At 59.2% G+C, this 13,451-nt stretch carries 8 protein-coding genes; 2 read left to right on the forward strand and 6 right to left on the reverse strand.

Annotated features, from left to right (window positions below):
- Positions 1 to 77: 77 nt before the first annotated feature.
- The 6 genes from ISN74_RS18840 to glk all read right to left on the reverse strand — a co-directional run bounded on the left by ISN74_RS18840 (position 78) and on the right by glk (position 10,081).
- Entirely contained in the window at positions 78 to 497 is a 420-nt protein-coding gene (locus ISN74_RS18840; RefSeq protein ID WP_188795331.1) for a DoxX family protein, read from the reverse strand.
- Between the two features lie 320 nt (positions 498 to 817).
- Complete coding sequence (locus ISN74_RS18845; protein WP_188795333.1) at positions 818 to 1,891, reverse strand: acyltransferase family protein; 1,074 nt, start codon at positions 1,889 to 1,891, stop codon at positions 818 to 820.
- The gene (locus ISN74_RS18850; protein WP_188795335.1) at positions 1,888 to 4,188 is read right to left on the reverse strand and encodes a beta-N-acetylhexosaminidase; all 2,301 of its coding nucleotides are present in this window, start codon (positions 4,186 to 4,188) and stop codon (positions 1,888 to 1,890) included. The genes ISN74_RS18845 and ISN74_RS18850 overlap by 4 nt, the downstream gene beginning before the upstream one ends.
- 20 nt (positions 4,189 to 4,208) lie before the next feature.
- The gene (locus tag ISN74_RS18855) at positions 4,209 to 6,044 is read right to left on the reverse strand and encodes a glycoside hydrolase family 9 protein (protein WP_188795337.1); all 1,836 of its coding nucleotides are present in this window, start codon (positions 6,042 to 6,044) and stop codon (positions 4,209 to 4,211) included.
- A gap of 153 nt (positions 6,045 to 6,197) precedes the next feature.
- Positions 6,198 to 8,960 (reverse strand): TonB-dependent receptor, encoded by a 2,763-nt coding sequence (locus ISN74_RS18860; RefSeq protein WP_188795339.1) that lies wholly within the window; start codon positions 8,958 to 8,960, stop codon positions 6,198 to 6,200.
- Between the two features lie 125 nt (positions 8,961 to 9,085).
- The gene (glk, locus tag ISN74_RS18865; protein ID WP_188799382.1) at positions 9,086 to 10,081 is read right to left on the reverse strand and encodes a glucokinase; all 996 of its coding nucleotides are present in this window, start codon (positions 10,079 to 10,081) and stop codon (positions 9,086 to 9,088) included.
- A gap of 456 nt (positions 10,082 to 10,537) precedes the next feature.
- Here glk and ISN74_RS18870 point away from each other — a divergent pair, with 456 nt between their 5' ends.
- Both ISN74_RS18870 and ISN74_RS18875 read left to right on the forward strand, forming a co-directional pair.
- Positions 10,538 to 11,824: a sugar MFS transporter gene (locus ISN74_RS18870; protein WP_188795341.1), complete on the forward strand. Its 1,287-nt coding sequence runs from the start codon at positions 10,538 to 10,540 to the stop codon at positions 11,822 to 11,824.
- Positions 11,825 to 12,202: 378 nt separating this feature from the next.
- Complete coding sequence (locus ISN74_RS18875; RefSeq protein ID WP_188795343.1) at positions 12,203 to 13,231, forward strand: LacI family DNA-binding transcriptional regulator; 1,029 nt, start codon at positions 12,203 to 12,205, stop codon at positions 13,229 to 13,231.
- Positions 13,232 to 13,451 lie beyond the last annotated feature (220 nt).

Below are 13,451 nucleotides of genomic sequence, written 5' to 3' on the forward strand. Positions count from 1 at the left end.
CAGTGCCTCCTGCGCGGATTGGGGAGGCACGACAAAATCCCCATCCACGCGTGACGCGAGCCATCCTCGCGCATTCCCTACCGTCGATCCAGAGAATACTTGCCCGGCCCTGTGATACACAGTAACAACAGGCCGCCGGTGATGCTCATGTTCTTATAGAAATGAATCATGGTATCCAGGCGCACCCCGGCATCGGTGATGACCCAAAATCGATGGCCGATCAAAGCCGTGATGACCGTGTACAAGGCCAAAGCCAGGGCAAGCGGCCGGGTGTAGTAACCCAGCAAAATCGCTATCCCCACGAAAAACTCCATGACCAGTGCTGTGAACGCTGCGAAAGTGGGAAGCGGCAAGCCGACGGAGGCCATGTAATCGGCTGTCCCCGAAAAATTCAGGAATTTGTCCAGGCCGAAGATGACGAACAGGGACATCAACAGCAACCTGGCGAGCAGGAGCAGTTCGTCTTTACGACGTTCGAACAAGAGCGTGTATCGCATGATCATTCTCCTCTACAGAGAACAGCACAAGCGGGTACGGATCCGCCCGACTCTGCCAAGGATGCGATTTTCGGGCGGACCGCCCTCAAGACCACTACGAGCAATTCCGTTTGCGGCCTAAGTACGGACACAACTCCACTCTACTCCGCCTGAGAAGGTTGGGTAAGGGGCCAAACTTGCTTCGCAGGGAGGAGCGTGGACGTCACTTCGTTGAGGCGCGAGGCGAACCGCCCCCTTGCCTGCCCCTCCCCCAAAGGGAGTGAAGGACCACGCCACCAACATTTCAAACACCTATTCGCTGCAAGAGTGCCTTGATGCCGTCACAGCTTGAGATAAATGTGCCGCCGATCCATCACAAGCACGATCAACCACCACAGCGCGACAAACGCGATCGCCCAAGACAACGACGCGACATAAGGCCCGGCCAGCGGCGTGATCCAACTGGCAAACAAATGTTGGTACAGCGGACCCTGCCAACCGAGCGCCGGTAGCACGATCTGCATCAGTTCCGAACCTGCATAGGCAGCGATGGCGTTGACGCCGAAGCGACGTCCCCAAGCAGGCCAACGTCGTTGGTCGACCAGCGCGTGAAAAATAAGTAACAGCAGCGTTGCCCAGCCTGCGCACCACAGCACAAAGGAAGACGTCCAGAGATTCTTGTTGAGCGGCAACCACAAGGACCAGAGCACACCCAGTAACAGCGCCGCGACACCACCTATCAGCAATGGCTTGAGCTTGTCCTGCCGCAACAGGCAGCCCGCACGCAATCCCAATAGCGTGGTGGCGATCGAAGGCAGCGTGCTCAGCAAGCCTTCCGGATCATGCCCTCGCCCCGTCGCCGGATCGATCAGATAGACAAAATGTCCGAACACCACAGTGTCCGTACGACTGACGATATTCACCCAGCGATCCAGCGATCCGCCGGTCAGCAGCAAGGCCCAATAGCCCAGCAGAATCACTGCAATGGCAGCCCATTGCGTACGCGGCTTGGTGTAAAGCGCAAAAGCCGACACCGCCGCGAAACACACACCGATGCGCTGCAGCACACCAGGAAAGCGCAAATGCACGCCCGGCATCCACCACCACGCCAACACATTGATCAGCACACCAAGACCGAGGATACGCAACGCGCGCCAGAGTGCCGTGCGCATCAGTCCGGCAGCAGGTGCCCCCTGTTCCCGTCGAAGCAGGATGGAAAATACTACCGACACGCCCACGATAAACAGGAAGAACGGAAACACCAGATCGGTGGGTGTACAACCGTTCCACGGTGAGTGATCCAGCGGCGTATACACGTGATCCCAATCGCCCGGATCGTTGACCAGCAACATGGCCGCCACCGTGCAGCCACGCAAGGCATCGAGGGAAAGCAGGCGGCGTGTCGTCGAGCTCACGGTTTTCCTTCACCCTTTTGGGAAGAAAGCAGCGATACGCGGGCCAGCGCATACAGTGGCCCATCAATCGGCGCGGTGTAGATCAGACACAGCAGATGCTCGCCGTGTTGTCCGGTAAGCGTTGCATTGAGGGAGAAGATCCGTCCGCTCGTGCTTGGATCAGGCAGGGGCATGCTTGCAAGCACGGGACCCTCACAGCGATCACGATGCACGACCAGTTCGCCATAAGGCGTCCTGTGCGGGCGCGACACGACCAGTTTTTCATCGTGCGCCAGCGCAAAGTTGCGCTCAAGGCGCACCGCCTCGACGTGGATCGCGGTGACATCATCGAGAGGTGCAGATGGGAACTGCTGGCAGGTATCAAACACGTTGGCGGCGTATACCGGCGCCATGCTGGTGGCATCCGGCATGGGTTGCAAGCGCAGGCGGAAATCACTGCCGGGGCAATTGGGCAGATCCACACCGGCACGACTCAACAAGCTAGCGCGATCGAGCACGCGGGTACGTTCAACGGCAAGCGCAACGCCATCGTCGGCAAAGGTGGCCGCCCGGATCGTCGCCGGAAGTTGTACGGTGAACGGCTTGCTGTACACCGGTGCATGCGTATCGGCTGCACCACCATTTATTGTGTAATGGATCGCACCGTATTTCGGCTGGTTACTCAACGTGACGACGGCCTGACCGCTCTTCAGTGCAGCATTGGCATCGACCTGGATCTGCGGCTCGAAAGCGGTGTCCGCGGCAGCGATGTTCTGCACTGCGTAGCGCTCAAGCTGCGCCGGCAGACGAGCGAGAAAACCGTTCCAGCTGCGCGCAGAAGCCGGCGACCACGTCACCTCACTCAGCGCATCGAGGCGCGGAAACACCGCGTGTTCCACGTGCTGCATGGTCGGGATGTGCTCTGTCCATACATTGGCCTGGGCGCCGAGTACATGACTCGCTTGCGCCACCGTCAATGAAGCGGGAATCGGATTGAACGCGTAGATGCTCGCCAGATCGCGGACGGGGATGCGTCCAGCCGCTTCGTCGGTGAGATCGCTCTGCACGCTATCGAAATACAGATCAGGCGATGGCGACATCACGACATCGTGTCCCATCTTTGCTGCCTTGATCGCGCCATCCGTGCCACGCCAGGACATCACTGTGGCATCCGCTGGCACGCCGCCGTCGAGAATTTCATCCCAGCCAATCAGGCGGCGACCATGTGCCGTCAGATAGGTCCCGATACGGCCGATAAACCAGCCTTGCAGCGCGTCTTCATCTTTCAGATGCAAGGCGCGGATCTTCGCCTTGACCACAGGCGATGCTTTCCATTGGTCCTTGATCGCTTCGTCGCCTCCCACATGGATGTAGTGCGATGGGAACAGCGCCATCACTTCGTCGAGTACGTTGTCGATGAATTGGAACGTGGCATCGTCGACGTTATAGAGATAGGGATTCACGCCCCAATCGACTGATACCGAGGGACGCTTGCCGGTCACGCCGATCTGCGGATAGGACGCCACCGCGGCCTGCGCATGACCAGGCATATCGATCTCGGGAACCACCGTGATATGCCGCGCAGTGGCGTAAGCCACCACATCGCGAATCTGGTCCTGCGTATAAAAACCGCCATAGCTCAGCGGTTCGCCATCGTGACCTGCATCGGGCGGCGTACGCCACGCGCCGATCTGCGTCAGCTCGGGATAGCGCTTGATCTCGATACGCCAGCCCTGATCGTCGGTCAGATGCCAGTGCAGCACGTTGAGCTTGTGCTGCGCCATCTGATCAAGCAGATGTTTCACATCGTCCGCCGATTGGAAATGCCGCGCGGAATCCAACATCAAGCCGCGCCAGGCAAAGCGCGGCCAATCGCTGATATGCAGGGCTGGTACGTGCACCACGCCTTGTTGTGCGTCCGGCGTGAGCAATTGCCACAGCGAGACAGCGCCGTAGAACAGACCCGCGTCGTCACGCGCGCTAATGCGGATGCCCTGTGCCGAAACAGCCAGCGTATAGCCTTCGGCCTGTGTCACGGCCGCCTTCGGATCGTGCATAAACACGATGGCATGCCCGGCCTGCGCATTCTCCGTCAATGTCAGGTGCAGCCCTCGCGTTCTCCCGAGCAGGTCAACGAAATACTGCGCAGACTGGCGTGTCGCCGCATCGTTCGGCGGAACCACGACTTGTGTGCTGTCGTCTACCTGGAACGAGCCGCCGGCGAGCTTGAGCTGCGCCGGCATGGGGATGATCGATATCGGTGAGGCCTGCGCGATGCTGCATAGAACCAGGCAGAAAAGAAAACCGGCAAGTCTCATGAATACATCCCGTTGTTGTCCTAGTCGTGCGGAAGACTGATCGCGTACAGATACCACGCGTCATGCGGCAGCCATTGCTCGGTCCAACGCCAGTCATCGTCGCGGCCGGTCTGAGCGTAACCCAGATTAAAGGCGATCCCGTCCTCATCGTTCAACCCGGCCGTGATGCCATTGATGATCGCACCGGGTGCACTGGTGTATTCGTAAGAGCGGAAGAACATGTACTGCGCATTGCGCTGGCCGCTGCCCATCAACATGCTGGTGTCGTAAGGGTTGCGGCCAAGAATCCAGTGCAATTGGTGCCAGGCGTAGTTTTCCAGCTGCGCGTGAAAAGCCGGATCATCCACAAACAGTGGCGCCGCCATGCGCGCCGCCGCAGCCAGCGAAGCCAACCGTGCATTTTCGCCCTGCCACCAAGGCGCCGCCTCGGTATCGTGCGGGAAGAAGAAGGCCGTACGCACCGTGCCGTTGCCCATACGCACCAGCTGACGCGCGTAGCCGAAGGGATTGTTCACTTCATCGGTAACGTGCAGCTCATAAGCCAACGAGCGATGCACCGCCTCACGTGCAGCCTTCTGCTGATCTGGCGTCGCAATCGTCGCGTATTCCAGCAAGGCGACCACCGGCAGCCCTGCGTCGGTCGGATGGAAGAACGGGCGCGTGCCCGCATCGGCCCGCCAGTAATCCTCCTGGCCATCGTGCTGGGTCAGGCGCGCCATCAAACTGCCTGCACGACGCTGCGCGGCCTGACGCCAGACTTCATCATGGGTGGCGCGATACAACTCTGTCGCGGCCAGCAAGGCGCAATAGTCATCGACGATGTTTTCCACGCCGTCGTTGATCAGCTCCTTGTTGTGCGCATCCAGAAAACGATAGGCATCTTCAGCCGCGTGCAGATAGTCCTGGCGGGTGAACTCGCCATCGGCATCCATGGTGCTGGCCAATGCCAGCGCTGCAATCGCAACACCACCGCCTGCACGGAAGCTGGCTTCATAGGCATGCGGCCCGTGCGTTGGCGTTACCTGTTCCGTCGTATCGTTGACGTTGCGCTTGATCTGCGTGCGCCAGTTCGGATCCCCAATGCGGCGATCCTGCGGCAACTTGCCCGCACCCGGCGCATCGATCGATTGATAGAACGAACCGTCCGGGCGCTTGTCGCGCACCAGGAAATCGGCGCCAAACAGACCTTCGTCAAGCAGGCGACGCAGGTATTGGCTGAAATTTTGATCGTGACGCGCATCCAGTTGCTGGTAGCTTCGCAACAAACTCCACACCACCATCGGTACCTGCTGGGTGTTGAAGTATGAGGTGAGATTCTGGTGCGAGAGATGGATGCCGTAATCGCCGGTGGCGTCGTACCAGCCGCCGTGGATATCCAGCGTACCGGGCTTGCCATAGGGGTTTGGCAGATGACGATCCATCTCGTCCATCAGACCGCTGGCACGCTGGCCTTTGAAATAGTAGATGACGTTGGAGAGCGTGTTGCGCTCCAGCACATCGTCTTGAATCAGGAACTCGTCAGAGCGGATGCAGGAGGATCCATGATCCTTCAGCTCCAGGTAGTAGCGGCCTGGTGCTTTCACTCCTGAGAAGTCGGCGCGCCAATAGTGCTGAACACCCCACTTCGCTACCGGCCCTGTATCTTGCAGCGTTCCGGAAAACACCTGCTTGCCGTCGCTGGCGTCGATAACCAAAAAGTCATGCAGCGACTGCGTTGCATCGGCCGCAACCACCGCCTGCTTGGCTGCCTGCGATTCGTATCCCACCTGATCGACCAGTACCGTCGGCTCGGTGGCCCATGCCTGTGCTACGTACCAACCCAGGCAAACTACGACACACTGCAAAGCAAGCTTCATGAGACAACTCCAGCAAGCAACCGCGACAACGCCGGCACTGCCGGCGTTGAGGCTATCCAGAGCTTTCCTCGCCCCACCCCAAAAAAAGGGACCTGGCAAGACATCGCCAGGTCCTTGGCGGGGAAGAAGAAAGACTTACGCTTTACACATACATCAGAACTTGAAGTGCGCTTCGAGCATGAACTCGCGACCACTCACGTACTCGTTGAGGATTTCAGCTTCGTTCTGGCCGAGGTACTGCTTGTACACCGAGTTCAGCAAGTTCAGCATGTTGAAGCTGACCGAGAAGTTCTTGTTGAACTGGTAGCCCACCGATGCGTCGAGTTCCTTGTAGCTGCCGGTATAGGACGGTGCTGCGCCGGCTACGTAACCGCCTGCGAGATATTCGCTGCGGTAGTTGTAGGAAATGCTCGCACTATACGGACCCTTTTCGAAATACGGGGCCAGCGTGTACGAGTTCTTCGAGTTGTACGGCAACCAACTGGCATCATCGACCGGATGAGCCGTGCGCGAATCAGAGTAGGTGTAGTTGGCACGAAGACCAAAGCCGCTGTCACCAAAGGCCTCCTGATAGCTGATGGCCGCACCCTTGACCGTGGCGCGACCACCATTGATCGGCGCAGACACGCTGTACTGACACAGACCTGCCGTAGTACAGACACCTGCGGCGACAAGCTCCTGACCCAGCGTCTGGGTACCAATGGTGCCCCATGATCCGTTCTGCACGGTCTCTTCAGTCGCGGTGTTGACGACGTAGTTCAGAACATTCTTGTAGAAGCCGGAGACCGCCACCACCGACTCCGGATTGAAGTAATACTCGGCCGAGATGTCGAAGTTGATCGACTTATAAGGCTTCAAGCTCGGATTGCCCGCGGTAGCCGTCAGCGGAGCGATCGTATCGTTCGATTCAAAGAACGGCGCGAGCTCGTTATACGGAGCGTAAGCGACCGTTTCGGATGCTGCGCCACGCAGAATCACATCCGGCGTAACGTTCCAAGCGATGTTGAACGCGGGCAGCCAGTTGTTGTTGGTGTGCGTTTCGCCGACGTAGCCATAACCAGCGGGGAATACGCAGTTGTAGGACGTGTCGGAGCAGGATTGCGGAACGTTGTAACCATAAGCATCCGTCTCGGTATGCACGTAGCGAACGCCGAGGTTGCCATGCACATCATCCGTGCCGAAGTTGGCCTGCACGTAGAACGCGCTGTTCTTCTGCTGAACGTTGAACGTGTTGTTGTAAGTATCGAACGGATTGTCGGCAAGCAGCGGGTTATTCGGGTTCAGCACGGCATTGAAGATGGACTGATAACCCGGGGTGACCACGTGCGAGACGGTGCTTCCGCCCAGACCGATGGACTTCTGGCCGCTAAGATTCGACAGTCCGCCGTAACCCACTTCCGTCAGGTCCGGATCGTACTCATTGGAAAGAACGAGCAGGCTTTGGCTCTCCCAGTGCGACGCGTAACGGGCACCCACCAGCAACTCGTTGACGAAGCCGTCAAAATCCTTGCTGAAGTCGAGCTGGTTGTACTGATCCTTCGCCTTGTAGGGCTTGTAGCCGATGTTGCTCGATGTACCAATCCAATTAGCCGGATCGTTGGCGGCGGCCAGATCCGTGAAATTGAAGCCCCTGCTGGTATTCCAGCTGAAAGGACCTTGGTATTCGAATTCTTCAAACGCCTGCGAAATCGTGTCGTCAGACACGCTTACGCCCGTCTGACCGCTCAAGCGCCAACCCTCTCCGTAATAGGTTCCACGCCAATCGGCGCCCTTGGTACGGATATACGAACCGCGCGCGTCATTGTCTTCAAAAGACTCGGCGGGTGCAGTGGAACCGGCAGGAGCTCCGACGGTACCTGAAGTAATGACACCATTACCGTTTGCCGGGCCCAAGGAGGTGATCGGGCCAGCCGATTGAATCGGATAAAGCGAGGTATTGATGTTGTTCAGGCTGTCAGTCATGTACATCAGGCTGAGCGTGCTGTCGAAATGCTCGTTCGGCCTCCACTGCACGTTGACGAGCACGCTGTTGCGCTTCTCAGTCTGCTGGAAGTCGGCCGAGTTCAGCTCGTTCGGAAAAACATTGCTGGGCTTGATCGTGCCATTGGCGACTTCAGCCGCCACCGCCGGGTTAGCCGCTTCAACGGAGCCCACGGTCGAGTAGCCGAAGATTTCCTGACCCTCGCGCGACGTGTTTTCTTCATAGTGCTGTGCGGACACGTCGACACCAAAGGTCTTGTCGCTGTTGTGCCAGCTGTAGAACACCGAACCATTCGGGCGCTGATTGCCAACCATGTCGTTGTAGTTCATGCCGAACGAACCACTCAACGTGCCGGAGGCAACGTCCAGCGGCTGCACCGTGTGCATCAACACAGTACCGCCCAGGCTGCCTTCGGTCAGACGCGCTTCCGGACTCTTGTAGATTTCGAGCTGGCCGAGAATTTCCGGCGGCAACAGCGAGTAGTTGAAGCCGCGGTTCGGGCTATCGCCATACAGCCACATGGCCTGAGCCACCGGGTGGCCATCAAGGAACGCCAAGTTGAGGCTGGGATCGATACCGTCGATGCTGACTCGCTGAGTTGCACCGAACAAATGGTCAAGCGTTACGCCCGGTACCTGTGCCAGTGCTTCGGCGACGTTGGTGGCCGGGAACTTGCCGATGTCGGTTGCCGTGATGGCATCGACAATGGCGTCAGCGTTGCGCTTGGTATCCATCGACTTTTGCAAGCTGGCGCGGATACCGACCACTGTCACCGTCGACAGCTGTTTTGCATTGGCCTTTTCGGCCTGCTGCTCAGTCGTCTGGTTGGCAGGATTGGTGGTGGGCGCTTGGGTCGTGTCCTGCGCGTGAAGCGTACCGGACAGACACAGACCGGCGAAGATACTCGCGGCTAATAGAGTCTTACGATGTGACATGGCTTCCTCCCCTCAGAGGCGTTTCAGCTACGGAAAATGTTCGCGGCATGCCCGTGCTGTGTGGCGATGGGCTTGCGCCCGGTTGGGTTTCAAAAAACCTCGTTCTCTGTTACTCGGCGCGCTCGTCAATGAGCGTGCTGACCGTCCAAATACAGGCCAGCAGCGCCGATGACTCCGAGCTGGCCGTGCTCCATCAGTCGTACAGGTACTTGCTGCAGAAAAGGGCGCATCACGCCCTTATTGAAGAAACGCTCGGCAAATGTGCTCGTGAGCAGCAGGTCACGGATCTGCGGCAGGATGCCGCCAGCGAGATATACCCCGCCGCGCGCGCCATACAGCAGCACGAGATCACCGACAAAGCTGCCAAGCAATCCGCAAAATACGTTCAGTGCTTCCACGGCTGCCGCATCACTACGCTCCAGCGCGCTGCGCGTCACATCGGCAGGCATCTGCAGGTTGGGCGTGACGCCTCGCAGCGTGCAGATGGCGTGGTAGAGATTGATCAAGCCCGGACCGGACAATGCGTGCTCGAATGAAACATGGGCGCGATCACGCGCCAGCAGCCGCAAAATCTCGATCTCCAGTTCGTTACCGGGCGCCAGCGCCACTTGACCTGCTTCCGTGGCGAGTACCGTCGCGTGCGGTTTACCGGGAAGCAGCACGGCAGAGCCAAGCCCTGTGCCCGGCCCCATCACCAACACCGGCCCTTCCACTTGCGGGGCGGCGGTTTCGATCACCGACACGGTGTCGGCCTGTGTCATGAATTGCGTGGCGTAGGCCACGGCTTCGAAATCGTTGATGACGGCAAGGCTGTTGATGCCCAGCGATTCGCGGATGTCGCGAATGGACACCGGCCACGGCAGGTTGTCGTTGACGATGGCATCGCCCAGCACATAGCCGGCGCTGGCGACAGCACAGTGCTCCACATGTGTGCCGGCACTGAGCTGCGTGACGAAATCCTTCAGCACCGCGGTGAGACTGGGCCATTCGGCGCAGGCGTAGCGGCGGTATTCGAGCACGGTGACCGGACGGTGTCCGTCCGGACGGGGGCTAATGAGGCCGATGCGCGCATGGGTGCCGCCTACGTCGGCGGCCAGAAAAGCCCGCTCCAGAGACGGCATCGATTGCGCATTGCCACGTATCACAGCCTGAGCCACGCCCCCTCCCCGAGTGTTTTCTGCCGCGCCTGTCTTGCGAAACCCGTCGCACCCTTCCCAAGAGCGACTTCGTTGGCGGAGTCTGGTCACGAATGACAACGCTGTCAACAGGTCGTAAAGATTAGCTTCAACGGATGTTTGCGGCGCTGCGAAAGGCGACCTGTCACCCTCATCGGTGAAATTATCTAATTAATTGAATTTAAATGGATAAATTGAAATGCACGTAGGTCATAAGACCTACCTTTTGAAGTGCTGCAATGCATCACATTTTGTTCGTCGATGTGGCGGGATGACGCACGTTGTCGGCCGCCGTTCTTCACCATCGATTGACAACGTTATGCCTTGAGGACAATAAAGGTCGGCACAGTAGAGGGTGCCGCGCGGTGTTCGTCGGCATCGGGTCTTTTACGGGGAGTGTTCATGTCGTCCACCACTTACACTGCCGGCGCGCCACGCACGTCGACATTGCTGCCGATGATGATCATCGGTGTGCTGTTCTTCATCATGGGGTTCTTCACCTGGCTCAATGGGCCACTGATTTCGTTCGTGAAAGTGGCTTTTACACTCGACGACATCAATGCTTTCCTGGTGCCTTTTGCGTTTTACGTTTCCTACTTCGTCCTTGCATTGCCAGCAGGCGCGGTACTGAAGCGCACTGGCATGAAAAAAGGCATGGTGCTGGGTCTTTTCATCATGGCCATCGGCGCTGCGCTGTTCGGGGAGTTCGTGCGCATTCGCATCTATCCGGGTGCACTGTCTGGCTTGTTTGTCATCGGTGCAGGCTTGTCGCTGCTGCAGACGGCATCCAATCCGTACATCAGCATTCTTGGTCCGATCGATAGCGCCGCGCAGCGCATTGCGTTGATGGGCATCTGCAACAAAGTAGCTGGCGCGCTGGCGCCGCTCGCGTTTGGTGCGCTGGTGATGGCGGGCATCGATTCGTTCCTGGACCAGGTCACCAAGATGGCCGAAGGTCCGGCGCGCGAAACCTTGCTCAATGAATTTGCCGCGCGCGTGTTCTGGCCTTACATGAGCCTGGCCGGGTTGCTGGTGGTGCTGGCGCTGTGGATCCTCTTTTCCTCACTGCCGGAAATCAAGCCTTCCGGTGCCAATAGCGAACGTTCCATCGGGCACGGCAAAGGCGGCATTTTCAGCTTTCCCCACTTGTGGCTGGGCGTGCTTTGCTTGTTCCTCTATGTGGGCGTGGAAGTGATGGCGGGCGATGCCATCAACACTTACGGCCAGGGCTTTGGTTTGCCGCTGCAAGTGACCTCGCATTTCACCACTTACACCATGGCCGCCATGCTGGCGGGCTACTTGTTTGGCTCGGCGCTGATTCCGCGCTTCATTTCGCAGCAGAGCTACCTGGCCGTGTCGGCCGTGCTCGGCGTGCTGTTCGCCGTCGGCGCTTTTGTTACGCATGGCTATGTATCGGTCGGATTTGTCGCCGCGCTTGGTTTTGCCAACGCCATGATGTGGCCGGCCATCTTCCCACTGGCGATCAAGGGGCTGGGCAGCCATACCGAACTGGGTTCGGCGCTGCTGATCATGGGTATTGTCGGCGGCGCGCTACTACCGCAGGCCTTTGTGCACCTTAAGCAGTACATCGACTTCCAGCTGGCTTTCGTGATTGTCATAGTGCCGTGCTATCTGTACATCCTGTACTACGGCATGCGCGGCCATAACGTGGGTACCCGCGCCAGATAAGAGCCTGCTTAGGGTCTCGGCGTGGCCCGCGCCGGGATCTGTTTGCCTGTCGGGCAAGGAGGAACGACGGCGTGTATGTCGATACACAACTGAGTGAGGACACAGCTCGGAGGGCAAACAGACCCGGCCCTTCGGGTTGTCACGGAGCGGCCGCCATGCGGCAGCGCGCGACTTGGCCATACATTGAGTATGGCGCTGCGCCTCGCACTACCACCTGCCGGCCGCTCCGTGACAACGCGGGCTACGTCGAGACCCTAAACAGGCTCTAAGGCATAATCTGGATGTCAGACGCCGTTACGCTTGCATCCACCACTCGACCCGCCGACGGGACGCGGCGCATCCTCAGGATGCCCGCCCCAAACCCGGGAGGAACCCCCGTTGCACAGTCCCACTATCAAGGATGTAGCGAAGCACGCTGGCGTCTCGCTGAAAACCGTCTCCCGCGTCATCAATCACGAGGCCGCGGTGCGGCCCGAGACACGCGAGAAGGTGGAACGGGCGATCGAACAGCTCGGCTATCGCCCGGACCCTTCCGCCCGCAGCCTGCGCAGCAGCACACACGCCTACGCGATCGGCCTGGTTTACGACAATCCGAACGCGCATTACGTGATCGACATGCAGAACGGCGTGCTGTCGGCCTGCCGCGAGCGGGGCTTCGGATTGCAGATCTATCCCTGCGATTCGACCGCGCCGGGGCTGGCCGAGGAACTGGTTTCGCTGGTGCAACGCGCACGCCTTGCAGGTTTGATCCTGGCACCGCCGATGTCGGAACAGTCCGCGCTGCTGGCGACACTGAAGGCGCACGACGTGGATTTCGTCCGCATCATCGCCGCGCGCGAAGATCCGAAGGACGGTATGCCCTGCGTCTATGTGGACGACCACGACGCGGCGTATGCGATCACCGAACACCTGATCCAGCTCGGCCACACGCGCATCGGTTTCCTGTGGGGCGAACCGCATCACCGCTCCAGCCCGGAACGCTATCAGGGCTATGCGGATGCGCTGAAGGATTACGGCGTCGCGATCAACCGCAAACTGATCCTGCCCGGCCGCTACGCCTTCGACGACGGCTTCCGTGGTGCACGCAAGCTGCTTGCATTGAAGGAACCACCCACCGCCATTTTTGGCTGCAACGACGAAATCGCGGCGGGCGTGCTGGCCGCCGCACGTTCGGCGGGACTGGACGTGCCGTGGGATCTGTCCATTGCCGGATTCGAGGACAGTCCGTTTTCGAAGCAAGCGTGGCCGGCACTGACGACCGCGCGGCAATCAACCAGCGAAATTGGGCGGCATGCGGCTCTGCATTTGATCGGCGGTTTGCAGAACCAGGACGCCGAACCCGCGAACGAAGGCTTTATGCCAGAACTGGTGGTGCGCGGATCGACCGCGCCGCCACGACAGACCTGACAATACCCTCTCCCGATGAAGGAGAGAGCTGGGATGAGCGGCCGCAAAGGCCGTCATCCACAACGCTACTTCAGAAACATTTTCATTTCTTCTCGAACGCACTTGCCTGCCATACGGCGAGGTTGACTCCTCACCTCCATCCTCTCTTCCACGGAGCTACCTTCGGGTTGCCCAAAGGGGAGAGGAAGCAGAGCGTCGCGCGCATACCCCAGGAGCTACC

The organism is Dyella caseinilytica, assembly GCF_016865235.1.
GTDB lineage: Bacteria > Pseudomonadota > Gammaproteobacteria > Xanthomonadales > Rhodanobacteraceae > Dyella_B > Dyella_B caseinilytica.

What these genes read in the sequence shown, in the direction of transcription:
- ISN74_RS18840 (WP_188795331.1), bottom strand. Translation starts at nt 497, where the DNA reads ATGCGATACACGCTCTTGTTCGAACGTCGTAAAGACGAACTGCTCCTG.
- ISN74_RS18850 (WP_188795335.1), bottom strand. Translation starts at nt 4,188, where the DNA reads ATGAGACTTGCCGGTTTTCTTTTCTGCCTGGTTCTATGCAGCATCGCG.
- ISN74_RS18855 (WP_188795337.1), bottom strand. Translation starts at nt 6,044, where the DNA reads ATGAAGCTTGCTTTGCAGTGTGTCGTAGTTTGCCTGGGTTGGTACGTA.
- ISN74_RS18860 (WP_188795339.1), bottom strand. Translation starts at nt 8,960, where the DNA reads ATGTCACATCGTAAGACTCTATTAGCCGCGAGTATCTTCGCCGGTCTG.
- glk (WP_188799382.1), bottom strand. Translation starts at nt 10,081, where the DNA reads ATGCCGTCTCTGGAGCGGGCTTTTCTGGCCGCCGACGTAGGCGGCACC.
- ISN74_RS18870 (WP_188795341.1), top strand. Translation starts at nt 10,538, where the DNA reads ATGTCGTCCACCACTTACACTGCCGGCGCGCCACGCACGTCGACATTG.